Origin of the sequence: Methylobacterium sp. J-070 (assembly GCF_022829385.1) — a bacterium.
GTDB lineage: Bacteria > Pseudomonadota > Alphaproteobacteria > Rhizobiales > Beijerinckiaceae > Methylobacterium.
On the sequence record NZ_JAKSXX010000311.1, the window covers coordinates 16,762 to 42,152 of the forward strand.

Genomic DNA, 25,391 nt, shown 5'->3' on the forward strand with positions numbered 1-25,391 from the left:
GCCGAGGAGAAGCCGGCCCATCTGAATGACGTCGTCCTGCCCTACCATTCCTTGCACGCGGCCAACCCCACGCACCGTCACTCAGGCACCTGTGACGGAGGTCCAGTCACCGCCGATGCCGCGTAGAGCGCAGGCACTCTTCACCGATTTCTGGCTGCCCTCCGGCAACGCGTGAGCAAGAACGCGGTGTCTGACGCGTTTCGGCAATCGGCGATCACGCGACGTCTCACTACGGAGGTCCACCGAGACTTCGTAGAAGAGCTGATCGGCCACGAAAGCAGAGGCAGACGAGCCGGTCGTCGGCCCCGCAAGCCGCGTTCGAGCGGGTTGCGTTGGCCGTCCGGCGCTTCAGAATCGGGGAGGACTGCGGAAGCTACCCCCCCACCAGCGGAGGTTCTGCAACGCGCGCGTGTGGGTCATCCGTCGATTGGGGTCGTCGCCCCGGGATCGGACGTGGCCGGGCGGGTCGTCAGCAGATCTGTGGCGGGAGAACATCTTTGTCTTTCAAATGTAAAGCATGGGAACAATCCCCTTCATACGGATGAAAATTCGACAAGCGCTACTCTTGATGCGCAGCTTTGATTTCGAGATACGAGGATAACCTTGAATCCTTGAACTCCTTTCGAAAAGCGTGCGCCGTGCCTGGATCGACCCGCCGTGTATTCCTGTCCGGCGCCCTGGCCCTGAGCATCGGACCGGCCCGCGCCGCGACGGCGCCCCTGCGCGTCGTGGCGTCCTCGATACCGCACGCGGAAATCCTCGACTTCGTCGCCGCGACGCTCGCCCCCGAACTGCCGCTGAAGAACATCGAGATTTCGGGCGATCTCCGGCCGAATGCCCTGTTGCGTGACGGGGACGCCGACGCCAACTTCTTCCAGCACGTCCCCTTCCTCCGCTCGGAGGAGGCCTCGATGGGGATGCACTTCGCGGTCGTCGCGGCGGTGCATGTCGAGCCGCTGGGCTTGTACAGCCGCCGGGCCAAATCCCTTGCCGACGTGCCGGCCGGCGGGACTGTGTCCCTCTCGAACAGCGTCTCCAACACGAGTCGCGGGCTGTCGCTGCTGCAGGCCAACGGCCTGATCCGACTGCGGGCCAAGGAGCCGGGCGTCAACGCCACCCTGGACGATATCGTCGAGAACCCCAAGAATTTCCGCTTCGTCGAGATCGCGCCGCCGCAATTGCCGCGCTCCCTGGATGACGTGGCCCTCGCGGTGATCAACGGCAATTACGCGCTGGAAGGGGGGCTGGAACCCGCCCGGGATGCGCTGGCCCTCGAACGCGCCGAGGGCAACCCGTATGCGAATGTCCTCGTCACGACGGAGGGCTTGGCCAAGGACCCCCGCGTGCTGCGTCTCGCGTCGCTGCTGACCTCGGCCGAGGTCGCCGCCTTCATCCGCAACCGCTACCGCGGCTCGGTGCTCCCCGTCCGCCCGTCCTGACCGATGTGGCCCCGCCGAGGTCGTCCCCTCCTTTTCCCCGATCCTGACCACGCCGCCCCGGCTCCGCCGCGGCGGCAGACCGGAGCCCACGACCCATGCGTGTCCTGAAGACCCTCGCCATCGCTTTCCTCTGCGCGGGCACGATGGCGGCCGAGGCCGAGACCCTGACGATCGGCACCGTGCCGGGCGCCTATAGCGACGCGATCACCGCCGCCGCCAAGGAGGCCAAGGCGGAGGGCATCGATGTCAAGGTGATCGAGTTCAGCGACTGGACGACGCCGAACGTCGCCCTCGACGCGGGCGATATCGATCTGAACTTCTACCAGCACCGGCCCTTCATGGAGAATGCCTCGAAGCAGAAGGGCTACCGGTTCGATATCGTCGGCATCGGAATCCTGCAGAATATCGGGTTGTTCTCCCTCAGGCATAAGAGCTTCGACCAGATCCCGGTGGGCGGGAAGGTCGCCATCGCCAACGACCCGGTGAACCAGGGACGCGGCCTGCTGCTGTTGCAGAAGGCCGGGCTCGTCAAGCTCAAGGACGGCGTCGGTTTCCTCGGCACCGTCGACGACATCACCGAGAACCCGAAGAAGCTCAAGTTCACCGAGGTCGAGGGACCGCAACTCGTGCGGATCACCGGCGATGTCGATCTCGCCCAAGGGTATCCGCACTTCATCGTGGCCGCCGGCACCTTCGACCCGACGAGCGGGCTGATCTATTCCGGGATCGAGGACAAGCTGTTCGCGGTGAGCTTCGTCACCAAGGCGAGCCGCAAGGACGACCCGACGATCAAAAAATTCGTGTCGATCTTCCAGACCTCGGATGCGGTGAAAAAGCAGATTCACAAATCCTTCGCCGGCAGCGACAAGCTATACCTGCTCGCATGGCAGAACTGACGATGGTCGGGTTGGCTTTGGACAGTCTCGACGGAACGGGCCCGGTAGAGACTGACGTGGCGAGACCGCACGCCGTCCCGGTCTCGCGGGCGGCCGCCGGGATGCGCTCCGCCGGAACCGTGCGGTTCGAGCGCATCGCGAAGACCTATCGCTCGGCGGGCGGCGAGGTCCGGGCGCTCGATGACGTGAGCCTCGACATTCCGTCGGGTGCGATCTTCGGCATCATCGGCCGTTCGGGGGCCGGCAAGTCGACCCTGCTCCGCACCGTCAACCGCCTGGAGGAGCCGAGCTCCGGCCGGGTGCTTGTCGATGGCGAACCGATCCAGGCCCTCGGCACGGAGGGCCTCGTCGCCCTGCGACGCCGGATCGGCATGATCTTCCAGCACTTCAACCTGCTCTCGGCCAAGACCGTGTGGCAGAACGTGGCGCTGCCGCTCACGGTGGCGGGGGTGGAGACGCGCGAGATCGCCCGGCGGGTGGATGAGGCGCTGCGACTCGTCGGCCTGGAGGGCAAGGCCGGGACCTACCCGTCGCGCCTCTCGGGCGGGCAGAAGCAGCGCGTCGGCATCGCCCGCGCCCTGGTGAGCGCCCCCGAGATCCTGCTCTGCGACGAGGCGACCTCGGCGCTGGACCCGGAAACCACCGTGTCGATCCTGGGCCTGCTGCGGGACATCAACCGGCGGCTTGGATTGACCATCGTCCTCATCACCCATGAGATGAGCGTGATCCGCGAAATCTGCACCGATGTCGTGGTGTTGGAATCGGGAAGGGTCGCGGAAGTCGGGCCGGTCTGGCGGGTGTTCGGCGCGCCGGAGCATCCGGCGACGCGGGCACTGCTCGCGCCCCTCACCCGCGACGTGCCGGACGACCTCGCCGCACGCCTCAAGCCGTATCCCGGCCCCGGCCCCAGGGCCGTGCTCCGGATCACCTATTCCGGGGGGACGCCCCCCGACCTGTCTGCCCTCGTCGCGGCGACGGGCGGGCCGGTGCACCTCCTGCAGGCGGGCGTGGAGCACATCCAGGGGCATGCCGTCGGCCGGATGCTCATCGCCGCCGGAGGCACGGAGGCCGAGGCCCGTTTGAGGGCTATCGGACAGGACGTCGAGGGGATCGGCTATGTCGCCGCAGATGATTGACCGCCTCTGGCAGGCAGCGTTCGATACGGTGTTCATGGTCGGCGTCTCGGCGGGGATCGCGGTCCTCGCGGGCATCCCGCTGGCGCTGTTTCTCGTCACCTCGGGGCCGGGCGGGATCTTCCCGGCCCCGCGGGCGAACCGCCTCATCGGCCTCGTCGTGAACGGCTTCCGCGCTGTCCCCTTCATCGTGCTGCTGGTGGCGCTGATCCCGTTCACCCGGCTCGTGGTCGGCACCACGATCGGCGTCTGGGCGGCCATCGTGCCGCTGGCGGTGAGCGCCACGCCGTTCTTCGCGCGGATCGCGGAAGTCTCCCTGCGGGAGGTCGATCCCGGCCTGATCGAGGCGGCGCAATCCATCGGCTGCCGCCGCCGCCACATCCTGTTGCATGTGCTGCTGCCGGAAGCCCTGCCGGGCATCGTCGGCGGCCTCACCATCACCGTCGTCTCGATGATCGGCGCCTCGGCCGTGGCCGGGGCGGTGGGCGCGGGCGGGCTCGGCGACGTGGCGATCCGCTATGGCTATCAGCGCTTCGACACCACCGTGATGTCAGTGGTGATCGCGATCCTGATCGTCCTCGTCTGCCTCGTTCAGTTCACGGGCGACAGCGTGGTCCGGAGGCTCCGGGCGCGATGACCTCCCCCCGCAAGCAGATCCGGCTCAACGCGTTCAACATGAACTGCGTCGGCCACATCAACCACGGCCTCTGGACCCACCCGCGCGACCGCTCCAGCGAGTACAACACGCTGCGCTACTGGACCGACCAGGCGAAGCTCCTGGAGCGCGGCCTGTTCGACGGGATGTTCATCGCCGACATCCTCGGCGTCTACGACATCTACGGCGGCGGCCTCGACGTGACGGCGCGGGAGGCCGTACAATTGCCGGTGAACGATCCGACGCTGATCGTCCCGGCCATGGCGGCGGTGACGGAGCATCTCGGCTTCGGCATCACCGTCAATGTCTTCGCTGAGGCGCCCTACACCTTCGCCAGACGGATCTCGACCCTGGACCATCTCTCCGGTGGCCGGGTCGGCTGGAACATCGTCACCGGGTATCTGGAAAGCGCCCATCGCGGCCGGGGCGAGGCGCTTCCGGCCCATGACCGCCGCTACGACTATGCCGACGAGTATCTGGAGGTCCTCTACAAGCTCTGGGAGGGGAGCTGGGACGACGACGCCGCGCGCCGGGACCGCGAAGCGCGGGTGTTCAGCGATCCGGGCAAGATCCGGCCGGTCTCTCACCGGGGCGAGTTCCTGGCGGTGGACGGCTATCACCTCTGCGAGCCTTCGCCCCAGCGGACGCCCGTGCTCTATCAGGCGGGCGCCTCCGGCCGCGGCCGGGCCTTCGCCGGGCGCCACGCCGAATGCGTGTTCATCTCGGCGCGGGACAAGGCCACGGCCCGCGAGTCCGTCCGCGCAATCCGCGCCGAGGCCGCCGCCGCCGGGCGCGACCCGCAGGATGTGAAGGTCTTCATCGGCATCGCCGCCATCCCAGGCCGCACCCGCGCCGAGGCCGAGGACAAGCGCGCCGAATACATGCGCTACGCCAGCGCCGAGGCGGGGCTCGCGCATTTCTCCGCCTCCACCGGCATCGATTTCGCCCGCTACGGCCTCGACGAAGCGATCCCCTACGCGCCGGGAAATGCGATCCAGTCGGCCACGGCCGCAGCCGCCAAACGGGGGCTGACCAAGCGCGACCTGCTGTCGGAAATGGGCCTGGGCGGGCGCTACGCCGTGCTCACGGGCGATGCGGCCTCCATCGCGGATGAACTCCAATCCTGGGTCGAGGAAGGCGAGGTGGACGGGTTCAACCTCAGCCGCATCGTCGTACCGGAAAGCTTTTCGGACTTCATCGACCTCGTGATCCCCGAGCTCCAGGACCGAGGCCTGTACAAGATCGCATATGCGCCCGGCTCGCTGCGCAGAAAGCTGTTCGGCGAGGGCGACCGCCTCCCCGCGCGCCATGCCGCCCATGCGTTCCGGCCCGCGGCCGGGGTGTCTCCGCCGTAGAGAAGGAATGTTTCCTGGGCCGCGGCGTCCGAAGAAGACCTGCACGGGTTCGCGCGGAATAACAGGTCCGAATGCTTTTGATTTCTCGGAAAGATCGAGGAAATATATGCAAGCTCGCCCCCGGCGAGGGCACAGAATTCTGCGGATAAAGTCTTGTTGGGCCCGTCGTATTTGGCCAACCGTTCCGGTTTCTGCCGGGACGAGGGCTTCATCCGCCCGCTCCTTCGAGCGGCGGTTCGGTCAGCGCGAGGTCTGCCGAGCCTGACATCCACGCGGTGAAGCGCCGTGCTCCGGCCTTCGGCAGCATCGCCCCCAACGACATCGACCCCACCAAAGGAGCCTTTGCCGTGACCTCGACAAGACGCCATGCCGCCGCCCTTCTCGGATCGCTGGCCCTCGGCCTTTGCCTCGGCGCCGGTGCCCTGGCGCAGGACGCGCCCAAGGAATTCCGGATCGGCTACCAGAAGGTCGGCCTCATCGTCGTCAGCCGGCAGCAGGGCCTGATCGAGAAGCGGTTCGCGCCGCAGGGCGTCGCCGTCCGCTGGGTCGAGTTCCAGGCCGGTCCGCCTCTGCTGGAGGCGCTCAACGCGGGCGGCATCGACTTCGGCTACACCGGCGACGCGCCGCCCATCTTCTCGCAGGCGGCCGGGGGCAACCTCGTCTACGTCGGCGCGGCGGCACCGACCCGCGACGGCGAGGCCATCCTGGTCAAGGCGCATTCGCCGATCCGTTCGGTCGCCGGCCTCAAGGGCAAGACCGTCGCCGTGGGGCGCGGGACGAGCAGCCACAACCTCCTCATCGCCGCCCTGGAGAAGGCGGGCTTGAGCTTCTCCGACATCAAGCCGGCCTACCTGCTGCCCTCCGACGCCGGCTCGGCCTTCGCGAACGACAGCGTCGACGCCTGGGTGATCTGGGATCCCTATCTCGCTCTGGCGCAGTCCCGCGGCGAGACGCGCGTCGTCGCGACCACGGGGCAGACGCACGACGTCTCGTCCTTCTTCCTCGCCAACCGGACCTTCGCCGAGAGGTACCCCGGCCTCGTCGCCGGCGCGCTGTCCGGCCTGTCCGAGGCGGCGGGCTGGGCGCGGGAGCATCGCGACGAGGTCGCCCAGGCGCTCGCCTCCGTGACCGGCGTTCCCTACCCCGTCCAGAAGGTCGCCGCCGACCGGACGGAGTTCGCCGTCCGTCCGCTCTCGGACGAGATCCTCACCGCCCAGCAGACCACCGCCGACCGCTTCTTCCGGCTGGGGCTGATCCCCCGCCCCATCAAGGTCCGGGACATCGTGTGGACCCCACCGAGGACGTGAGGGCCGCCGTCGTCGCACCGTCTATCGGCAGGCGAGTCCTTTCGAAAGGCGATCCGGGGCAACCGGGCGTCGATGCACTGGGCTGTGGACGATGACGACGATGAGCCCGGTGTCGTGCGCCGGGTGTCGATCCAGGGCGTCGCACCGGTCAGGCCCTGCCTTCAGCGCGAGGGGGCCGCGAGAAATCGATTGTCCGGCCGCGGCAGGCCGAGATGGTCGCGGAGCGTGGCGCCCTCGTACGCGTGCCGGAAGAGCCCCCGCCGCCGCAATTCCGGGAGAACCAGGGTGACGAAGTCGTCGAGCCCGCCTGGGAGCGTCGGCGGCATGATGTTGAAGCCGTCGGCGCCGCGGGCCTCGAACCGCTCCTGCAGCGCATCGGCGATCTGAGCAGGCGTGCCGACGATCGTCCAGTGGCCCCGGGCGCTGGCGGCGCGCAGGTACAGTTCCCGGATCGTCAGGCCCTCGCGCCGGGCCAGACGGAGGAAGAGGTCCTGGCGGCTCTTGCCGCCGTTTGTCTCCGGCATCTCCGGCACCGGAGCGTCGTCCGGATAGGCCGACAGGTCGGCGCCGGTGAGCTGTTCGAGAAGCGAGCGGCCGACCACCGGGTGGATCAATGCCTGCAGCGAAGCGAACTTGTCCTGCGCCTCGGCCTCGCTTCGACCGACCACCGGGAAGGCGCCGGGCATGATCTTGAGGTCTTCCGGGTCGCGGCCATACCGGGCCATCCGACCCTTCACGTCGGCGTAGAAGGCGACCGCATCCTCCAGGGTCTGCTGGGCGGTGAAGATCACCTCGGCGGTGCGGGCGGCGAGCGCCTTGCCGGCCTCCGAGGACCCCGCCTGCACCACCACCGGATGCCCCTGTGGCGGGCGGGGCACGTTGAGCGGCCCCCGGACCGAGAAGTGCTCGCCCTCATGGGCCAGCAGGTGCAGCTTGTCGGGATCGAAGAAGCGGCCGCCCTCGCGGTCGCGGATGAAGGCGTCGTCCTCGTAGGAATCCCACAGGCCGCGCACCACGTCGACGAACTCTTCCGCCCGGGCATAGCGGTTCGCGTGGGCGAGGTGGCTCTCGCGGCTGAAGTTCCAGGCCTCCCGCGGGTCGGCGGAGGTGACGAGGTTCCAGGCCGCCCGGCCACCGCTCAGATGGTCGAGGGAGGCAAACTTGCGGGCGACGTGGAACGGCTCGTTGTAGGTGGTCGAGGCGGTCGCCACGAGGCCGATGCGCTCGGTCACCGCCGAAAGGTGGGACAGCAGGGTCAGCGGCTCGAACTGGCCGACATAGCGGATCGCCGTGCGGCTCAGGGCGTCGAGGTCGTCGCCCCGGATGCTGACGCCGTCCGCGAGGAAGATCAGGTCGAACTTCGCCGCCTCGGCCGTGCGGGCGAGCTGCCGGTAATGGGCGGCGTTGATCCCGGCATCGGCGTCGGAGGACGGATGCCGCCACGCGGCGACGTGATGCCCACCGGGATACAGGAAGGCGCCGAGGCGCATGCGGTCGCTGCGTGCCAAGGGCGCCTCATGCCGAGCCGACGCGGTACTGTCGGGGCGGCGCCTCGCCGGAGATCGCGAAGGCGCCGACGCTGCGGTCCCGGTAGATCCGCGGGTTGTGCGAGGCGATGGTGCGGGCGTTGCGCCAGTACCGGTCGAGGCCGGCACCCACCTTCACCGCGGAGGCGCCCAGGGCGTCGAACAGGCTCGTCGTCGCCGTCAGGATCAGGTCGGTCACCACGCTCACCGCCTGGTTGACCTCGACATCGGCCAGCGTCGCCTGGCGCTCTGCGTCCGGCGATCCGGCCCGGTGCGCGTCGGACACCCTCTGAACCGCCTCGGCGGCCTTCAGCACGACGGCGCCCGCCGCGTAGGCGTTGGCGCGGACGCGGCCCACCACCGCCTGGATCTGCGGATCGTCGGCCGTGCGCCCGGCATTGCCGTGGCTGTAGACGCGGGTCCGCTCGGCCACCAGCCGCGCCACGTCGTCCGCCGCCGCCCGGCCGATGCCGGCGAGCGTCGCCAGATGCACCAGCTGGAAGAACGCCATGGCGTAGGGGAAGCGATCCGGGTCCGGCTTGATCAGCGCGGGGTCGAGCGCCACGCCCTCGAAGGTCGCGGTGCCGCTGGCGGTCAGCGCCTGCCCGAACCCGTCCCAATCGTCCACGATGGTGACGCCCGGCGCGCGCACGGGCACGACGGCCGTCACCGCCCCGCCGGCCTCGTCCTCGGCCGAGAGATGGATGTAGTCCGCGAAGAGCGAGCCGGTGGTGTAGAATTTCCGCCCGTCGACCGTGAACCTTCCGCCGCGCCGCCGCACCACCGTGTCGAAGGTGCCGACCTTGGCCGGGCCGGTCTCCGAGACGCCGCTGCCGACCGTCGCGCCCGCGCCGATCCGCGCGATCCAGGCCGCGCGCCACTCGGGCGAGGCGGAGCACAACGCGTCCTCCGTGAAGCCGAAATGCGCCCGCAGCGCGTTGGTGACGTTCGAATCCGCGGCCGACAGCTCGATCAGCAGGGCGAACAGCTCGGGCAGGCTGGCGCCGTGGCCGCCCTCGTCGGGCGCGAGCCGCAGGGTGGTGAAACGCGCCTCCCGCAGCCAGGCGATCTCGGCATGCGGCAGGCGGCGCTCGCGATCCCGCTCGACGGCGGTGGCGCGGATCGCGGCGAAGACCGGGCGGAATGGTTCCGCCAGGGTCTCGTAGCGCCCGCTCGGCCCCGCACCCCAGCCCGCATCCACATGCGCCATGGCTTCGACTTTCCGATGTCCGACATCGCCCCGGGGGGCGTTTCCCAGATGAATCGGCGAGCCGGCCGTCGATCTCAAGCCGGATTCTTTGCCGGCCTTCGTCTTTGGGATCGACGTATCGTGAGACGTTCGGCAAGAGAATTTTCGTTTTGTGGCGGCAAGTTTCGCCGAAGATCCATCCTCTGCGTCAACAATGGCAACTGAGATCGGCGTTTTTTCGTGCCGGCGCAGATGGAAAGAAAGCGATCTCCCGCAAATCCCCTTTCGGGGGACATGCTCCTCCGTACGCGGGCCAATTCGAAAGCACATTTCATTGATCAGACCCGCCTTGCCGGCCTTCAATAAGGGGTCCGCTGGCCGCCATGCTCCGGCGCTCCCCTTCCGCTCCTCACGATTCGCGAGCGCTCGATGACCGACGACACGATGGGCCGATTTGGACCCTCCCGGCGCACGCTCCTGCACGGGGGGCTCGGCGCGGCGGCCGCCCTGGCGCTCGGCGCGCCGGCCGTGCGCGCGGCGCCCCGCGAGGTGAAGATCAGCATGCAGCGCTCGTCGGTGCTGTTCACCGTGCTCAAGGTGAAGGGCACACTCGCCGAGCGGCTGGCACCGCTGGGCTTCACGCCGAGCTGGCACCTCTTCACTAGCGTCATCGAGCCGATGAATGCCGGGGCCGTCGACATCCACGCCGACGTCGCCGACGCGGTGCCGATCTTCACCCAATCCGCCAAGGCGCCCCTGACCTTCTACGCCCGCGAGCGGGGCGCGCCCGCGGCCGAGGCGATCATCGTGCCGGCCGGGTCGCCCATCGGCACCGTCGCCGACCTGAAGGGCAAGACGGTCGGCGTCTCTCGCGGCTCGGGTAGCCATTACGTGCTGGCCGCCGCGCTCAAGCGCGCCGGCCTGACCGTCGCGGACATCAAGCCCGCCTATCTACAGGCGCCCGAGGGGGCCGTGGCCTTCGATCAGGGCAGCCTCGACGCGTGGTCGATCTGGGATCCGTTCCTGGCCTTCGCGGAGGCCAAGCGCCCTGTGCGGGTCATCGCCGACGGCAGCGGGCTGACGACCTACCATCGCTACTATCTCGTGAACGACAGCTTCGTCGCCGCGCAGCCGGAGGTGGTGGCGACCGTCTACCGCTCCCTGGTCGAGGCGGGCGCCTGGATGAGGGCGAACCCGGAGGCGGCCGTGGCGCTGCTGGCCCCGATCTGGGGCGACCTGCCTCCGGCGGTCGTGGCCGCCGCCAACAGCCGCCGGACCTACGCGGTGGAGCCGGTGGAGCGCAGCCAGCTCGGCGAGCAGCAGGCCATCGCCGACGTGTTCTACGAGGCCAAGCTCATCCCCCGCCGGATCGACGCCACCGACGTGCCGATCTTCCCGATACCGACGAGCCGGGGCTGACGCCGTGGCGAGTGCACCCCGCTTCGGCATCTGGGCCGCGGTTCACGGCTCCCGCGCCGCCCATCACGATCCCGACGAGCCCGACGACGCCGGCTGGGAGCGCAACCGCGCCCTTGTGCTGGAGGCGGAGGCGCTCGGCTTCGATGCGGTGCTGGTCGCGCAGCACACGATGAACCCCTACGACGCGGAGCGCGACCAGCTCGAGGCCTGGACGGGGGCGGCGGCGCTCGCCGCGCTCACCCGGCGCATCGAGATCATCGCGGCGATCAAGCCCGGCCTGTACCACCCGGTGGTGCTCGCCAAGATGGCGCTGCAGATCGAGCATATCAGCGGCGGACGCTTCGCCCTGAACCTCGTGAATGCCTGGAACAAGGCCGAGTTCGAGCGGGCCGGGCTCCCGTTCCCGGCCCATGACGAGCGCTACGCCTATGGCCGCGAATGGATCGGCCTCGTGGACCGGCTGATGCGCGGGGAGGCCGTCAACTTCGCGGGCGCGCATTTCCAGGTCGAGGACTATCGGCTCCGCCCGGCCGGCACCTTCCGGCCACGGCCGACCATCTATCTCGGCGGCGAATCCGAGCCGGCCCGGGCGCTGGCCGCCGACCATGCCGACGTGTGGTTCATCAACGGCCAACCGCTGGAGGACGTCGCCGCCCTGATCGCCGACGTGGCCCGGCGCCCCGCCGCGAACGGCGCCCTGCGCTACGGCCTCTCGGCCTTCGTGATCGCCAGGGAGACCGATGCGGAGGCGCACACCGAGCATGCCCGCCTCCTCGCCCTCGCGCAGCGCGACGCGGCCCTGCGCGCCGACACCCGCGCTCGCACGGATGCCGCGAGCGTGATGTTCGCGAAGACCGATGCGGCGGCCTCCCGCCATGTCGGGACCAATGGCGGCACCGCCGCCGGGCTGGTCGGCAGCTACGAGACCGTGGCCGCGCGGATCCGTGACTTCCACGCCGCCGGCATCGAGCTGTTCATGCTGCAGTTCCAGCCCTTCGAGGCGGAGATGCGCCGCTTCGCCGAGCAGATCATCCCCCGCACCCGCTGACCCGGAGGGCTTCGATGAGCGGCCGCCAACTGCATCTCAACGTCAACCTGTTGCATTCGGGGGTCTACCCGTCCGCGTGGCGGCTGCCGGAGAGCCGACCGGACGCCTTTCTCGACATCGACCACTTCGTGCGCGTCGCCCGCATCGCCGAGCGCGGCAAGCTCGACGCGATCTTCCTCGCCGACACGCCGGCGATCAACGACCGGATCGACTACCGGCCGTTCAACGCCCTCGAACCGACCGTGGTGCTGTCCGCCGTCGCGGCGGCGACGAGCCATGTCGGCCTCGTGGCCACCGCCTCGACGACCTACAACGAGCCTTACAATCTCGCCCGCCGCTTCGCGAGCCTCGACCTCGTGAGCCGTGGCCGGGCCGGCTGGAACGTGGTCACGACGGCCGACGCCGCCGCCGGCCGCAACTTCGGCTTCACCGGCGCCTCCGAGCACGGCGCCCGCTACGCCAGGGCCCGCGAGTTCACCGATCTCGTCCACGCCCTATGGGACAGCTGGGAGGACGACGCCTTCCTCGGCGACAAGGCGAGCGGCCGGTTCGTCGACACGGCCAAGGTCCACGCCATCGAGCACCGCGGGGTGCACTACGCCGTCGCGGGGCCGCTCACGGTGCCGCGCAGCGCGCAGGGACGCCCGGTCACCTTCCAGGCCGGCGGCTCGGAGGACGGGCGCGAGCTCGCCGCCGCCACCGCCGACGCGGTGTTCTCCCTGGCCCAGACCCTCGAGGACGGCGTGGCGTATGCCCGGGACCTGAGGGCGCGGGCGGCGCGCTACGGCCGCAGCCCCGAGGCGCTGGTCGTCCTGCCCGGCCTCGCCACGGTGATCGGCTCCACGGAGGCGGAGGCGCGCCGCCGCCAGGATGCGCTCTGGGATCTCGTGCCGGAGGCGTACAGCCTCGCCCGGCTCGCGGGCACGCTGAGGATCGACCCCGCCCGGCTCGACCTCGACAAGCCGCTCCCCGACCCGCTGCCCCTGCCGCCGGACGGCAACCACACGATGTTCCTCGGCACGGTCGCCCTCGCGCGCCGGGACAGGCTGACGGTCCGCCAGCTCCTGCGCGCCCTCGGCGGCGGCGTCGGCCACCGCATCGTCGCCGGCACGCCGGAGGCCATCGCCGACGACATCGAGGCGTGGTTCCGTGCCGGCGCGGCGGACGGCTTCAACCTGATGCCGGACGTGCTGCCGGAGGGCCTTGAGACCTTCGTGGACGCGGTCGTGCCGATCCTCCGGCGCCGCGGTCTTTTCCGCCGGGACTATTCCGGGGCGACGCTGCGCGATCACCTGGGTCTGGCGCGGCCCGCGAGCCGCTACCTGGCGACCGGGCACGCGCTCTCAGCGTAATCGGGCGCGTTGCGGCCTGACCGCGACGGTCCTGCAGTTTCGTTGTGAGCCCATCTCATACGCCGCCTAGTCGGGGAGCATCGCCGCCAGGAAGACAAGGACCGGTGCCGCCCCGGTCCAGAGCGCCGCCACGGCCGGGGCAGAAGCCCGACAGGCCCAGGCCGATGCCGATCGGGACGGCCCGAGCGCGAGGGGCGCATCGATCCGTCGGGAGGTCGGCGGGCGGAAGGTCGCGGCGAGGGCCGGGCGCGACAGACGGCGGGAATGGGGCCGGCCATCGCCGGTCCGATGAACCCGTTCAAACGACGAAAATCGTCTCCGCCGCCGCCGGAGCGAGACGTCTTCGGCAGCCTTCTAGAACCGCCCGTCCCTGTGCAGGGCGCCGAAGAAGTTGACGATATCCATCGCCAGCGACCGGAAGCCGAACAGGCGGATCGGATGACCGTCGAGGGTGCCGTCCCGCAACTCGATCATGGCCGTCCTGGGATTGAATCGGAACACCATCCGGCAGCCCCCGAAGGTGGCCCAGAGCAGGGCCGGCCCGGCCTCCGCCGGCTGAAGCGCCACGGAACCGGGCTCGGCCTCGGCGAGCACCCCGCCGATCACCGCTAGGGTCACGGGGACGACCTCGTCCAGGGTCTCCTCGGCCGCCTGCAGGACCGATTCGGCGAAGGCCCGCAGGGTCGCACCGTCGCTGGTCACAATCGCCATCCGGCTCCCCCGTGATTTCGGCTTCGGATCCGCCCGAACCTCTCGAATGCGCCGCATCGTGGCGAGGCATGGCGGCATGACGACCCGGCACTCCGTCGTTGACATCGGCCCGCCCGCGCGCTAGCAGGCCCTCCTTCGTCCAACCGAACGATGGTCCGAGGTGCCCTGTCAGGGGCTGCCCGCGGGCCGCGTCGTCGTTTCACGTGCGCAGGGGCCGGCCTCCACCGGACGCGCGCGACACCGGCCCGGATCCCCGGGCCCACAATGGAGAGTGATCGTGGCCCGTATCGCAGGCGTCAACATCCCGACCAACAAGCGCGTCGTCATCGCGCTCCAGTACATCCACGGCATCGGCGCCAAGAAGGCCGAGGAGATCACCCAGAAGGTGAACATCCCCGCCGAGCGTCGGGTCAACCAGCTGACCGACGCCGAGGTTCTCTCGATCCGCGAGACGATCGACCGCGACTATCTGGTCGAGGGCGACCTGCGCCGCGAAGTCTCGATGAACATCAAGCGCCTGATGGATCTCGGCGCCTATCGCGGCCTGCGTCACCGCAAGCAGCTGCCGGTCCGTGGCCAGCGCACCCACACCAACGCCCGCACCCGCAAGGGCAAGGCGAAGCCGATCGCCGGCAAGAAGAAGTAATTTTTCCCACGCGGAAGGCCGTGCTCCGCGCGGCCTTCCCTCCGTCGCGCCGCGTGTCCCGCAAGGGGTCCGGCGCAGGCCGGACGGCCCTGCACGGGCACCCGGCCCAGTCCCAAAAGAATCCCGAGCGCCTGGAATTACGGGCGCGCTTGAAGGAAGAGTGAGACGAGCATGGCCAAGGAACCGCAACGCGTCCGTCGCCGCGAACGCAAGAACATCGTGTCGGGCGTGGCCCACGTGAACGCGTCGTTCAACAACACGATGATCACCATCACCGACGCCCAGGGCAACACGATCTCGTGGTCGTCCGCCGGCGCGATGGGGTTCAAGGGCTCGCGCAAGTCGACCCCGTACGCCGCCCAGGTGGCCGCCGAGGACGCCGCCCGCAAGGCCTCCGAGCACGGCATGCGCACCCTCGAGGTCGAGGTGTCGGGCCCCGGCTCCGGCCGCGAGTCGGCGCTGCGCGCCCTCCAGGCCGCGGGCTTCACGGTGACGTCGATCCGCGACGTGACCTCGATCCCGCACAACGGCTGCCGGCCGCGCAAGCGCCGCCGCGTCTGATCGGGAACGGCGAAGCCCTTTGACGGAGAAGCTCATGACGGGATCGAAGCCGCTTCCGGGCGTGCTGCGTTGGAACCTCGGCGACCTCACGGTCACCGCGCTCAACGACGGCTGGTTTCAGGCGAGCCTCGATCTCGTGACGGGGATTTCCAAGGCGGAGGCCGGGCGCCTCCAAGTGGCGGGCTTCCGCACCGAGCAGCCCAAGATCACGCTGAACGCCTTCCTGATCACCGGGCCCGGCCTCAAGCCGACCCTGATCGATACGGGCTACGGCGACCTCGCGCCGGCGCCGACCCTCGGTCGGGTCGGCGCGGCCCTGGCGCTCACCGGCGTGACGCCCGAGGAGATCGGCACGGTGCTGGTCAGTCACCTGCATCCCGACCACGTCGGCGGGCTCGTGAAGGACGGGGCGGCGCGCTACCCGAACGCCGAGATCGTGCTGCACGCCGACGAGGCGGCGCACTGGCTCCCGGACGAGGCCCTGGCCAGGGCGCCGGAGGCGGCCAAGCCCTATTTCGAGGGTGCCCGCAAGGCGCTGGCTCCCTATGCCGGCCGGGTGCGCGAGCACCGGGGCGGCGAGGTTCTTCCGGGGATCACGGCGGTTCACCTGCCCGGCCATACGCCGGGCCATTGCGGCTTCCGCATCGTCTCCGGTGGACAGGCGCTGATGATGTGGACCGACGTGGTGCACCTGCCGGCGATCCAGTTCAAGAACCCGGAGGCCGGCGTCGGCTTCGATGTCGACGGCGACCAGGCGCGGGAGACGCGCAAGCGGATCCTGGACGAGGTGGCCCGCGAGCGGACGCTCATCGCCGGCGGCCATCTCGAATTCCCGGCGCTGGGCTACGTGGACCGGGACGGGGCGGGCTACAGCTTCGTGCCGGTGCTGTGGGTCGGCGGCGAGTAACGGCGGAAACGGATTCAGGGACCGTTCGGGGCGCCAGGGGGCGGCGCCGGACGGCCGAAGCGCGGGGACGGGCGTCGCGGATCCCGGGCAAGGACGAGAGGTAGGATCGTGGTCATTCAGAAGAATTGGCAGGAACTGATCAAGCCGAACAAGCTGCAGGTCACGACCGGCGACGACCCCAAGCGGGTCGCCACGGTCGTCGCCGAGCCGCTTGAGCGCGGCTTCGGCACGACGCTCGGCAACGCCCTGCGCCGGGTGCTCCTGTCGTCGCTCCAGGGCGCGGCCGTGACGTCGGTGCAGATCGACGGCGTGCTGCACGAGTTCTCGTCGATCCCGGGCGTGCGCGAGGACGTCACCGACATCGTCCTCAACATCAAGACCATCGCGATCCGCTCGCAGACGGACGCGCCCAAGCGCATGACCCTGCGCAAGACCGGACCGGGCCTCGTCACCGCGGGCGACATCGGTACGGTCGGCGACATCCAGATCCTCAACCCCGACCTGGTGATCTGCACCCTCGACGACGGGGCCGAGATCCGGATGGAGTTCACGGTCGCCACCGGCAAGGGCTACGTCCCGGCCGAGCGCAACCGCCCCGAGGACGCGCCGATCGGGCTCATCCCGGTGGATTCGCTGTTCTCGCCGGTGACCAAGGTGAGCTACCGCGTCGAGACGACCCGCGAGGGCCAGGATCTCGACAAGGACAAGCTGACCCTGACGGTGGAGACCAACGGCGCGGTCTCGCCGGAGGATGCGCTGGCCTACGCGGCGCGCATCATCCAAGACCAGCTGCAGGTCTTCGTGAACTTCGAGGATCCGCGCAAGGAAGAGGCCGCCCCGCTGGCGCCGCAGCTGCCCTTCAACCCGGCGCTGCTCAAGAAGGTCGACGAGCTGGAGCTGTCGGTCCGGTCGGCGAACTGCCTGAAGAACGACAACATCGTCTACATCGGCGACCTGATCCAGAAGTCCGAGGGCGAGATGCTGCGGACCCCGAACTTCGGCCGCAAGTCGCTCAACGAGATCAAGGAAGTGCTGGCCGGCATGGGCCTGCACCTCGGCATGGACATCCCCGGCTGGCCGCCGGAGAACATCGAGGATCTCGCCAAGCGCTTCGAGGAGCACTACTGAGGCGAGACCGTCTCGGGGCGGACGTGGCGGCGCTGCACGGCGCCGTCGGTTCGCCCGACCCGGACCGAGGACTTCGCCGGCACGACGCGAAGTCCCAAAGGAACCCGCCGCGGGGTCATGCGGAATGAACAGCCCCGCTGTTGGGGCGCCCGGCCGTACCGTGGCACGGCGGCCGCGACGAGAAGGAAGCCAGCACCATGCGTCACGGTTATCGCGGTCGCCGTTTCAACCGCACCGCCGAGCATCGCAAGGCGATGTTCGCCAACATGTCGGTGGCGCTGCTCAAGCACGAGCAGATCGTCACCACCCTGCCGAAGGCCAAGGATCTGCGACCCGTGGTCGAGAAGCTGATCACGCTGGGCCGGATCGACAGCGTCCACACCCGCCGTCTCGCCATGGCGCAGCTGCGCGACGCCGACATGGTCCGGAAGCTCTTCACGGTGCTCGGCCCGCGCTACAAGGGCCGCCCGGGCGGCTATTGCCGGATCATGAAGGCGGGCTTCCGCCAGGGCGACAACGCCCCGATGGCGGTGATCGAGTTCGTCGACCGCGACGTCGAGGCCCGCGGCAAGGATTCCGGCCCGAGCCAGGTGGCCGAGGCCGCCTGAGCCCAGCGCGGGCGCGGCAGGCTCTCCCTACCCCTCTGCGGGGGAGGGGAAGACGCGGCTCCGTTCTCAACCGTCTTACACGCGAAGAAGCCGCCCCGGCTCACCCAGGGCGGCTTCTTCGCGTTCTGGCGATACAAAAACGAAAACCCGCCGGCTCGCGCCGACGGGTCTGGAGCAGGGTCCACGTTTCGGATGGTCGCGGGAGCTCGCCGTGTCGGCCCGGTTCGGAAGGGCCGGGAACTCGACCGCGCCGCGGTCCGAAAACCCCTATCCCTGCTGAAACGCGTCCGGTGGACCGTCCTGGTCCGGGTCGATGTCGCGCCGGCGGCGCGGGAAGATGCCGTGATCGCTCATGGTCCACCTCCTTTTCAGACCCGGGGCCCTTGAGCCCCATGCGAGGACAATGAGCCGGCCGCCGGGGGGTTCCGGAGCCGGCTAGCCGGTCTGTCCGGCGGCATCCTCCAGAAGGGTGGCGACCCGGGCCGCCAGATCGGCGGAACGGAACGGCTTGGAGAGCACCGGCAGGTCCTCGGGGATCTGCATCGCGTCGGCATGGCCGGTGAGGATCAGGACGGGCAGGCCCGGGTCGCGGTCGCGGATCTCGGCGGCGAGCTCGATGCCGCTCATACCGGGCATGGCCAGATCCGCCACGACGATGTCGTATCGGTCGCGCTGGAGATGCTGGAGCGCGGCCTCGCCGCCGCCCGCCTCCGTGGTGCTGTGACCGAAGCCCGTGAGGAACGAGGCGGTCACGTGCCGCACCTGGGGATCGTCGTCGACGATGAGGACGCGGGCGCGCCGCCCTTCGACCGGTGCGGCGCCGGCCTCCCGCGCGACCTGTTCGGGCGCCTGGGCGGCGAAGGGGAGCGCCAGCTCGACGCGGGTGCCCCGGCCGACCTCGCTGTCGATCGCTAGCCGGCCCTTGGATTGCTGGGCGAGGCCGAACACCATGGCGAGACCGAGCCCCGTGCCCTGGCCGACCGCCTTGGTGGTGAAGAACGGCTCGCAGACCCGGCGCAGGATCTCCTCCGGGATGCCGGTGCCCTCGTCGGTGACGCTGATGCCGAGATAGGGGCCGTCGGCGATCTCGGGGTCGCCGCCGATGCTCAGGCGCCGGGTCGCCACCGTGATGGTGCCGCCCTCCGGCATGGCGTCCCGGGCGTTGATGCAGAGGTTGAGCACGGCGAGCTCGAGCTGGTCCGGATCGACCTGGACCGCCGGCAGATCGTCCTCCAGGTCGGTCACGACGGTGACGAGGCCGCCGAGGCTGCGCCCGAACAGGTCGCTCATCCCGGCGATCAGGGCATTCACGTCGACCGCCCGGGCCTGAAGGTCGTGGGCCCGGCTGAAGCTGAGTAGGCGCTTGGTCAGGGAGGCGCCGCGCTCGGCCGCCCCGCGGGCGTTCTCGATCAGGCGCTGCACCCGCGGCTGGTCGGCGACCCGCGGGCCGGCGAGTTCCAGGCTCCCCAGGATCGCCGTCAGGAGGTTGTTGAAATCGTGGGCGATGCCGCCGGCCAGCGTGCCGAGCGCCTGCATCTTGTCGGACTGGCGCAGCCTGGCCTCCAGGGTCCGCTGCTCGGTCACGTCCCGCTCGATCACCGCGAGGTGGCTGATCGCGCCGCCGGCGTCACGGATCGGCACCCGGGTGACGTGGCTCCACTGCTCGGCCCCGGTCGGCCCGTCGCTGATGAGGCTCTCGGCCACCGCCCCGGAGCGGATCGCCGCCTCGTCCGCCTCGGCGACCGGAGCGGCCTTCGGGCCGAGGAGGGCGTCCTCGCGCCGCCCGAGGCAGGCGGCGATGTCGTGGCCGAGGAGGGCCGCCTTGCGGGCGTTCAGCCGCACGAAGCGGCCGTCGGCGTCCTTGAAGCTGATCGCGTCCTGGGCGTGGTCGAGCAGGCCCCGCAGCAGCGCCCGCTCGGTGGCGAGGTCCCGGCCCAGGCGGTGCCGCTCGAAGGCCTGCCGGACGGTGGAGCGCAGCAGGCCGGGGTCCCAGGGCTTCGTCACGTAGCCGACGATGCCGCCGCGGTTGAGGGCGGCGATCACCGCGGTGATGTCGGCGTAGCCGGTCAGCAGGATCGCCTGCGCGTCGTGGAAGCTGCGCGCCTCGGCGAGCAGCGCGTCGCCGGTGAGGCCGGGCATGCGCTGGTCGGAGAGGACCACGGCGATGTCGGGCTCGGCGCGCAGGATCTCCAGCGCCTCGGCGGGCCGCGAGGTCGTCAGCACCCGGTAGGACTCCTCGAACAGGTCCTCCAGGGCGATCAGGATGTCCGGCTCGTCGTCGACGGCCAGGATCGTTCCTGCACCTGCCGTTCCGTCATTCATGCGCTGGCCGCCTGCCGCGGTATCCCGATCACGAAGCAGGCTCCCCCTTCCGGCGCCGTCTCCACGGTCAGCGAGCCGCTATGCGCCTGAACGACGCTGTAGGCAATCGCCAGGCCGAGGCCGGTTCCGGATCCCACGGGCTTGGTCGTGAAGAACGGCTCGAAGATCCGCTCCCGCAGCGTTTCCGGTATTCCTGGGCCGGTATCGCTGATCCGGATCTCGTCGAGGTCCGGGCTCGACTGCGTGGTGATCCGGATGGTCCCGCCCTCCGGCATGGCGTCGGCGGCATTGCCCAGGATGTTCATCACCACCTGGTTGAGCAGCGCCGGCGTGCAGTGGATCTCGGTCCGGCCCGCGAAGGCGCGCTCCACGGCGATGCGCTCGCCGAGCTTGTGCTGGATCAGGGCCAGCACCGTATCGATCGCCTCCGGCACGTTGACCAGGGCGCGCTCGCCCTCGTCGAGGCGCGAGAACTTGCGCAGGTTCAGGACGAGATCCTGGATCCGCGTCAGACCCATCCGCATCGAGGCGACCCGCTGCCGGGCCTTCTGGACAGCGCGGTCGGCCGCATCCGGTGCGGCGCCCGGCAGCTCGCCGAGCAGACGCTCCACCGTGCCCTGGTGGGCCAGGATGAAGGCGAGGGGGTTGTTGATCTCGTGCGCGATGCCGGCCACGAGCTCGCCCAGCGAGGCCATCTTGGCGGCCTGGACGAGCTTGGACTGCGCCTCGGTGAGCTGGCGGTTGGCGTCGGCGAGGTCGCGGTTGGCCCGCTCCAGGGCGTCGGCGAGCCCGGCCCGGGCCTCCGCCGCCTCCGCCTCGGCGCGGGCGCGCTCCACCGCCCGCTCGCGCTCGCCGAACTGGCCGGCGATGCGCCGGTCGTCCTCCTCCAGCAGGCGGCGGCGCACGAAGCCGCGGACCCGGAGCGCCAGGACCTCCGCGTCGGATTTCGAGACCACGTCGTCGGCCCCCGCCGCGAAGGCGTCCACCAAGAAGTCCTTGGCGGGATCGCTCCCGGCGATGCCCACGAGGTGGAAGCCCGCCCCCGCCGCCTGCCCGGAGCGCCGCTGGCTGATCGCCCGGCACAGGGCCAGCCCGTCATAGGCGTGGCCGAGAAGATCGACCGTCACGCAGTCGAAGGCGTCGTCGCCGGCGGCCGCGTCCAGGGCGGCCAGCGCCGCCTCCGGCCCGTCCGCACTCGACACGTGGTGCCCGTCCTGGCCCATCAGCCCGGCCAGGAAGGTCCGGTAGGTGGCGCTGCCGTCGATCACCAGGATCCGGCCGCGCCGGAAGGCGGCCGCGCCCGGCCCCTCGGCATCGCCGGCCGGGCGCCGCTCGCGCAGCAGGGCGCGGATGCGCAGGATCATCAGGTCGCGGTCGGCCGATTTCGGCAGGTAGGCGTCGGCGCCGCTCTCGAGGCCCTGGCGCTCGCCGCCGTTGCCGCCGGTCAGCATCAGGACCGGCAGCGCCCGGGTGCGCAGGGACAGGCGCATCTGCCGGATCAGCTCGTCGCCGTTCATGCCCGGCAGGTGGTAATCCGCCACCAAGAGGTCGGGCTGGCTGCGGTTGAGGTGGTCGAGGGCCGTCTCGGCCGAGGGGCAGCGCTCCACCGAGAAGCCGTTGGCCTCCAGCAGGAGGCGCAGTTCCAGCGCCTGAGTCTCCGAATCCTCCACCAGCAGGATCCGGGCGGGCCCCTCGGGGACGCCGACCTCGGTCCCCGTCACGGCCGCGCCCCAGGCTCGACGAGGCGCAGGACGTGCTCGGCGATCCGGTCGAGGGGGAGGACCGCGCGGGCGGCGCCGAGCCGCACCGCCGCCGCCGGCATGCCGTAGACCACCGCGGTGCTCTCATGCTCGGCCACGGTCTGCGCCCCGGCCTGGTGCATGTCGGAGAGGCCCGCCGCCCCGTCCTCGCCCATCCCGGTGAGCAGGACGCCGATGCCGGCGGCGCCCGACTGCCGGGCCATCGAGCGGAACAGCACGGTGGCGGCCGGACGCTGCCCCGAGACCGGCGGGGCGTCGATCACCCGGAGGATCCGCCCCGTGCCGATCTCCAGGTGCCGGTCGCCGGGCGCCACGTAGACGCGGCCGGGCTCGGCCCGCTCGCCGTCCCGGGCGAGGCCGACCGGCAGGGTCACGACGCTGTCGAGCCAGCTGGCGAATCCGTCCATGAAGGCGGGCCCCATGTGCTGGACCACCAGCACCGGCAGGGGGAAGTCGTTCGGCAGCGCGCCGATCACCCGGGCGAGCGCCGGGGGGCCGCCCGTGGAGGCGCCGATCCCCAGGAGGCTCGGCGCCTGCCCGGGCAGCTCGGCCGGGGACGCGTGGGACGGGACTGTGCCGCGGGTGGCCCATTCGGTGCCGATCGGGCGGCGGCGGATCACCGGCACCTGGGCCATGATCCGCAGCTGCGTGCAGATTTCGCCGGCCACCGCCTCGTAGCCGGCGTGGGTGGTGGCCACCGGCTTCTCCACCACCGACAGGGCGCCGGCCCGGAGGGCGTTCATCGAGATGCGCAGGGAGGAATCCTCGACCGAATCCGCCACCACGACGATCGGCGTCGGATGCTCGGCCATGATCCGGCGGGTGGTCTCCAGCCCGTCGATCCCGGGCAGGCGGATATCCATCGAGATCACGTCCGGCCGGACCGTCTGAAGCTTCGCCATGGCCTCCTCCCCGGAGGCGACGGCGGCCACGATCTCGAGCCGGGCGTCGCGGGAGACGATGTGGCGGAGCAGCTCGCGCACCACGAGGCTGTCCTCCACCAGCATGACGCGGACCGGGGTCACAGGAGCTGCCCGATCGTGTCGAGGAGCTGGCGCTGGTCGAATGCCTGCTTGGTCAGGTAGGCGTCGGCACCGAGGTCGAGGCCCCGGGCCACGTCGGCGGCGTCTCCCCGGGACGTCATCAGGATCGTCGGGAGCCGGGCGAAGCGCTCGTCGGCCCGCAGGGCCTGGAGCAGGCCGAACCCGTCGAGGCGCGGCATCTCCACGTCCGCGAGGACGAGGTCCACGGGCTCGATCTCGGCGCGCAGCCGGTCGAGGGCGTCCTGGCCGTCGACGCAGACGACTACGCGGTAGCCGGCGGCTTCCAAGATGCCCTTCTCCAAGGTTCGGGTTGTGATCGAATCGTCGACGACCAGGATCGTCGCCCGCGATGGCGCGTGAGTCGTCGAACGTGGAGCCTGCGCCATCGTTCCGACGGATGCGACGGATGCGCGTCCGGCGAGCCCCTCGGGATCGAGGACGAGCACCGGCACGTCGCCGGGCAGCACCGCCGTGCCGGCGATCAGGCCGGGATCGGCGCCGAAGTCGGGCGCGGGCAGGACGAGGAGCGAGCGCACGTCGTGCAGGCGGTCGACCGCCAGCGCCATGCGGCCGCCGCCCGCCCGCAGCACCACGGCGGTCAGGGTGGCGGGATCGGCCGGGGCGGGGACCGCGCCGAGGACCTGGGCGAGGTCGACGACCGGGCAGGTCGCCGCCGCGTCGCCGGCACCGATCCGCAGGATCGTGCGGCCCATCGCCACCGGCAGCGCGTCCCGCCTGAGCCGCAGCAGGCGCTCGACCGCGTCGCCCGGCAGGGCGTAGCTGCGTCCGGCGGCCTCGACCAGCAGCAGGCTGCGCCGGGCCGCCGACAGCGGCAGGCTGAAGACCAGGGCGGTTCCGGCCGGCGCCCGCGGCTCCAGGCGCACGCTGCCGAGGAGCTGGCGCGCCGCGTCCGCCGCCACCGAGAGGCCGTAGCCGCGTCCCGAGAGGGTGTCGACCGCCTCCGCGGTGGAGAAGCCCGGCTCGAAGACGAGGCGCAGGAGCGTCTCGGCATCGGCGGCCGCCTCCGGGGCGATGAGGCCCCGCGCCCGGGCCGTGGCCTCGATCCGGGCGAGATCCGGGCCCGGCCCGTCATCCGACACCGTGACCTGGAGACGGGCGCCGCGGACCGCGATGGCCAGCCCGAGCCCCAGGACCTCGGGCTTGCCGGCGTTGCGGCGCACCTCCGGCGGCTGCCAGCCATGGCTCAGGGCGTTGCGCAGGGCGTGAAGCAGCGGATCCTTCAGCACCTGCAGCGTGCCGCGCTCCACCGGCAGATCGAGGCCGCGCAGGTCGATATCGACCTCGCGCCCCTGTTCCCGGGCGGTCTCGCGGAGGGAGCGGGCCAGGGGGGCGAGGACCGTCTCGGCGGGCACCAGGGCGAGGCGCTCGGCGGCGGCGCGGACGCGGGATGCGGCGCCCTCGATGCGGCTGGAGGCCGCCGCCTGGCGCCGGGACAGCTCCGAGGCCTCCCGGGCGAAGGTGCCGACCCGGGCCGCGAAGGCGCGCCATTCCGGCCGTTCCCCCTCGGCTCCGGCGGCCAGCGCCTCCGCGCCGGTGCGCAGGTCCTGGGCGAACCGGGCGAGCCGCGCGAGGCTTTCCGCCGCCGGCGCACGGCCCGCCAGCGTGCTGGCGAGGTCGTGGCTCGCCCGGGCCATCACCTCGACCGCCTCCGCGGGAACCCGCAGCATGGCGGTCCCGGCCTCGGCCGGCTCGGGGACCGGCCTCTGGGCCGGCGCGGCCGGTGACGGGGCGGCGGGTGCAGGGCCGGCGGCCGGAGGAGCAACCGGCGCGGGTGGTGGCTCGAAGGGGGGCGCAGGCGGGGGTCCCGGTGCGGGGTCCGGGCTCGCCGGCTCCGGTGCCGCGCCGGGAAGGCCGAGGACCCGGCCCAGCGCCGCCAGGGCGTCCGCCGGCATGTCCGGGCCGACGCCGTCCTTGAGGCCGGCCACGTAGGCTTCGATCCGGTCGAGGGCGAGGTGGACCGCGTTGGCCGCCTCCCGGTCCAGGACCGTGGCACCGGTGTGGACGCCCTCGAACAGCGTCTCCAGGCGGTGGGCCACCGCCTCGACGGCGGGCAGGTCGACGGCGCGGGACGCCCCCTTCAGGCTGTGGGCGCGGCGGAAGACGTCGTTCCAGTCCGGAGTGGCGCTGCCCAAAGCCGCGCGGATCGCCGCGACGTGCTCCCGGTGCTCGACGTCGAAGGCGGCGAGCAGCAGCTGGCGGATGTCCTCGGCCAAGGCGGCGGGCCCTCAGTGCCGGTATCGTTCGGCGAGCGCCATGAGCGCCTGGGCGAGTTCGGTGAGGTTGGCGGAGGCCGCCTCGACCTGTCGGGTTCCGGCGGCGGTCTGCTGGCTGGCCTGGCGGATGTTCTGCAGGGCGCCCATCACCT

Annotated in this window: 21 protein-coding genes; 14 read left to right on the forward strand and 7 right to left on the reverse strand. The window is 71.0% G+C overall.

Annotation, left to right across the window (positions count from 1 at the left end; all coding sequences use genetic code 11):
* The first annotated feature begins 638 nt into the window (after positions 1-638).
* From MKL01_RS35200 to MKL01_RS35225, 6 genes are all read left to right on the forward strand, one after another.
* Positions 639-1,439 (forward strand): MetQ/NlpA family ABC transporter substrate-binding protein, encoded by an 801-nt coding sequence (locus MKL01_RS35200; protein ID WP_243909798.1) that lies wholly within the window; start codon positions 639-641, stop codon positions 1,437-1,439.
* Positions 1,440-1,534: 95 nt separating this feature from the next.
* Positions 1,535-2,335 carry a MetQ/NlpA family ABC transporter substrate-binding protein gene (locus MKL01_RS35205; RefSeq protein ID WP_243909799.1) on the forward strand — a complete coding sequence of 267 codons (801 nt, stop codon included), beginning with the start codon at positions 1,535-1,537 and terminating at the stop codon, positions 2,333-2,335.
* Positions 2,336-2,436: 101 nt separating this feature from the next.
* Positions 2,437-3,471 (forward strand): methionine ABC transporter ATP-binding protein, encoded by a 1,035-nt coding sequence (locus MKL01_RS35210; RefSeq protein ID WP_243909815.1) that lies wholly within the window; start codon positions 2,437-2,439, stop codon positions 3,469-3,471.
* Entirely contained in the window at positions 3,452-4,105 is a 654-nt protein-coding gene (locus MKL01_RS35215) for a methionine ABC transporter permease (RefSeq protein WP_243909800.1), read from the forward strand. The genes MKL01_RS35210 and MKL01_RS35215 overlap by 20 nt, the downstream gene beginning before the upstream one ends.
* Entirely contained in the window at positions 4,102-5,478 is a 1,377-nt protein-coding gene (locus tag MKL01_RS35220) for an LLM class flavin-dependent oxidoreductase (protein ID WP_243909801.1), read from the forward strand. Before MKL01_RS35215 ends, MKL01_RS35220 begins: the two co-directional genes overlap by 4 nt.
* Positions 5,479-5,825: 347 nt before the next feature.
* Positions 5,826-6,785: a sulfonate ABC transporter substrate-binding protein gene (locus MKL01_RS35225; protein WP_243909802.1), complete on the forward strand. Its 960-nt coding sequence runs from the start codon at positions 5,826-5,828 to the stop codon at positions 6,783-6,785.
* A 161-nt stretch (positions 6,786-6,946) separates the two neighbouring features.
* Here MKL01_RS35225 and MKL01_RS35230 read toward each other — a convergent pair whose 3' ends face one another.
* Both MKL01_RS35230 and MKL01_RS35235 read right to left on the reverse strand, forming a co-directional pair.
* Positions 6,947-8,275, reverse strand: a complete 1,329-nt coding sequence (locus MKL01_RS35230) for an LLM class flavin-dependent oxidoreductase (protein WP_243909816.1) — start codon at positions 8,273-8,275, stop codon at positions 6,947-6,949.
* A 25-nt stretch (positions 8,276-8,300) separates the two neighbouring features.
* On the reverse strand, positions 8,301-9,521 hold the full coding sequence (locus MKL01_RS35235; RefSeq protein WP_243909803.1) for a monooxygenase: 1,221 nt from the start codon (positions 9,519-9,521) through the stop codon (positions 8,301-8,303).
* Positions 9,522-9,929: 408 nt separating this feature from the next.
* On the opposite strand from MKL01_RS35235, the gene MKL01_RS35240 reads away from it, so the two are divergent.
* The 3 genes from MKL01_RS35240 to MKL01_RS35250 are packed head-to-tail and all read left to right on the forward strand — an operon-like array spanning position 9,930 to position 13,319.
* Positions 9,930-10,919 carry an ABC transporter substrate-binding protein gene (locus MKL01_RS35240; RefSeq protein WP_243909804.1) on the forward strand — a complete coding sequence of 330 codons (990 nt, stop codon included), beginning with the start codon at positions 9,930-9,932 and terminating at the stop codon, positions 10,917-10,919.
* A 4-nt stretch (positions 10,920-10,923) separates the two neighbouring features.
* Positions 10,924-11,967: an LLM class flavin-dependent oxidoreductase gene (locus tag MKL01_RS35245; protein ID WP_243909805.1), complete on the forward strand. Its 1,044-nt coding sequence runs from the start codon at positions 10,924-10,926 to the stop codon at positions 11,965-11,967.
* A gap of 14 nt (positions 11,968-11,981) precedes the next feature.
* Positions 11,982-13,319, forward strand: a complete 1,338-nt coding sequence (locus MKL01_RS35250) for an LLM class flavin-dependent oxidoreductase (RefSeq protein WP_243909806.1) — start codon at positions 11,982-11,984, stop codon at positions 13,317-13,319.
* 354 nt (positions 13,320-13,673) lie between these two features.
* Here the strand turns inward: MKL01_RS35250 and MKL01_RS35255 are convergent, their stop codons facing one another.
* Positions 13,674-14,030, reverse strand: coding sequence for a hypothetical protein (locus MKL01_RS35255; RefSeq protein ID WP_243909807.1), 357 nt, complete (start codon positions 14,028-14,030; stop codon positions 13,674-13,676).
* A gap of 277 nt (positions 14,031-14,307) precedes the next feature.
* Between MKL01_RS35255 and rpsM the strand changes: the two genes are divergently transcribed.
* The 5 genes from rpsM (at position 14,308) to rplQ (ending at position 17,880) form a co-directional block, all read left to right on the forward strand.
* A complete protein-coding gene (rpsM, locus tag MKL01_RS35260; protein WP_010686168.1) occupies positions 14,308-14,676 on the forward strand; it encodes a 30S ribosomal protein S13 in 369 nt (122 codons plus the stop codon).
* Between the two features lie 171 nt (positions 14,677-14,847).
* Complete coding sequence (gene rpsK / locus MKL01_RS35265) at positions 14,848-15,237, forward strand: 30S ribosomal protein S11 (RefSeq protein WP_007557606.1); 390 nt, start codon at positions 14,848-14,850, stop codon at positions 15,235-15,237.
* A gap of 34 nt (positions 15,238-15,271) precedes the next feature.
* The gene (locus MKL01_RS35270) at positions 15,272-16,144 is read left to right on the forward strand and encodes an MBL fold metallo-hydrolase (protein ID WP_243909808.1); all 873 of its coding nucleotides are present in this window, start codon (positions 15,272-15,274) and stop codon (positions 16,142-16,144) included.
* 108 nt (positions 16,145-16,252) lie between these two features.
* The gene (locus MKL01_RS35275) at positions 16,253-17,272 is read left to right on the forward strand and encodes a DNA-directed RNA polymerase subunit alpha (RefSeq protein WP_243909809.1); all 1,020 of its coding nucleotides are present in this window, start codon (positions 16,253-16,255) and stop codon (positions 17,270-17,272) included.
* A gap of 197 nt (positions 17,273-17,469) precedes the next feature.
* Positions 17,470-17,880, forward strand: coding sequence for a 50S ribosomal protein L17 (gene rplQ, locus MKL01_RS35280; RefSeq protein ID WP_243909810.1), 411 nt, complete (start codon positions 17,470-17,472; stop codon positions 17,878-17,880).
* A 435-nt stretch (positions 17,881-18,315) separates the two neighbouring features.
* On the opposite strand, the gene MKL01_RS35285 is transcribed toward rplQ, so the two are convergent.
* Genes MKL01_RS35285 through MKL01_RS35300 form a run of 4 tightly spaced genes read right to left on the reverse strand, consistent with a single transcriptional unit; the run spans position 18,316 to position 25,239 of the window.
* Positions 18,316-20,202, reverse strand: a complete 1,887-nt coding sequence (locus tag MKL01_RS35285) for a response regulator (protein WP_243909811.1) — start codon at positions 20,200-20,202, stop codon at positions 18,316-18,318.
* A complete protein-coding gene (locus tag MKL01_RS35290; protein ID WP_243909812.1) occupies positions 20,199-21,923 on the reverse strand; it encodes a response regulator in 1,725 nt (574 codons plus the stop codon). Before MKL01_RS35290 ends, MKL01_RS35285 begins: the two co-directional genes overlap by 4 nt.
* Positions 21,920-22,969 carry a chemotaxis-specific protein-glutamate methyltransferase CheB gene (gene cheB / locus MKL01_RS35295; protein ID WP_243909817.1) on the reverse strand — a complete coding sequence of 350 codons (1,050 nt, stop codon included), beginning with the start codon at positions 22,967-22,969 and terminating at the stop codon, positions 21,920-21,922. The genes MKL01_RS35290 and cheB overlap by 4 nt, the downstream gene beginning before the upstream one ends.
* 14 nt (positions 22,970-22,983) lie before the next feature.
* On the reverse strand, positions 22,984-25,239 hold the full coding sequence (locus MKL01_RS35300) for a response regulator (RefSeq protein ID WP_243909813.1): 2,256 nt from the start codon (positions 25,237-25,239) through the stop codon (positions 22,984-22,986).
* Positions 25,240-25,391 lie beyond the last annotated feature (152 nt).

Excerpts from the sequence above, each read along its gene's own strand:
- MKL01_RS35205 (WP_243909799.1), top strand. The coding sequence starts at position 1,535 with ATGCGTGTCCTGAAGACCCTCGCCATCGCTTTCCTCTGCGCGGGCACG.
- MKL01_RS35210 (WP_243909815.1), top strand. The coding sequence starts at position 2,437 with ATGCGCTCCGCCGGAACCGTGCGGTTCGAGCGCATCGCGAAGACCTAT.
- MKL01_RS35215 (WP_243909800.1), top strand. The coding sequence starts at position 3,452 with ATGTCGCCGCAGATGATTGACCGCCTCTGGCAGGCAGCGTTCGATACG.
- MKL01_RS35220 (WP_243909801.1), top strand. The coding sequence starts at position 4,102 with ATGACCTCCCCCCGCAAGCAGATCCGGCTCAACGCGTTCAACATGAAC.
- MKL01_RS35230 (WP_243909816.1), bottom strand. The coding sequence starts at position 8,275 with ATGCGCCTCGGCGCCTTCCTGTATCCCGGTGGGCATCACGTCGCCGCG.
- MKL01_RS35235 (WP_243909803.1), bottom strand. The coding sequence starts at position 9,521 with ATGGCGCATGTGGATGCGGGCTGGGGTGCGGGGCCGAGCGGGCGCTAC.
- MKL01_RS35240 (WP_243909804.1), top strand. The coding sequence starts at position 9,930 with ATGACCGACGACACGATGGGCCGATTTGGACCCTCCCGGCGCACGCTC.
- MKL01_RS35250 (WP_243909806.1), top strand. The coding sequence starts at position 11,982 with ATGAGCGGCCGCCAACTGCATCTCAACGTCAACCTGTTGCATTCGGGG.
- MKL01_RS35255 (WP_243909807.1), bottom strand. The coding sequence starts at position 14,030 with ATGGCGATTGTGACCAGCGACGGTGCGACCCTGCGGGCCTTCGCCGAA.
- rpsK (WP_007557606.1), top strand. The coding sequence starts at position 14,848 with ATGGCCAAGGAACCGCAACGCGTCCGTCGCCGCGAACGCAAGAACATC.
- MKL01_RS35270 (WP_243909808.1), top strand. The coding sequence starts at position 15,272 with ATGACGGGATCGAAGCCGCTTCCGGGCGTGCTGCGTTGGAACCTCGGC.
- rplQ (WP_243909810.1), top strand. The coding sequence starts at position 17,470 with ATGCGTCACGGTTATCGCGGTCGCCGTTTCAACCGCACCGCCGAGCAT.
- MKL01_RS35285 (WP_243909811.1), bottom strand. The coding sequence starts at position 20,202 with ATGAATGACGGAACGGCAGGTGCAGGAACGATCCTGGCCGTCGACGAC.
- cheB (WP_243909817.1), bottom strand. The coding sequence starts at position 22,969 with ATGCTGGTGGAGGACAGCCTCGTGGTGCGCGAGCTGCTCCGCCACATC.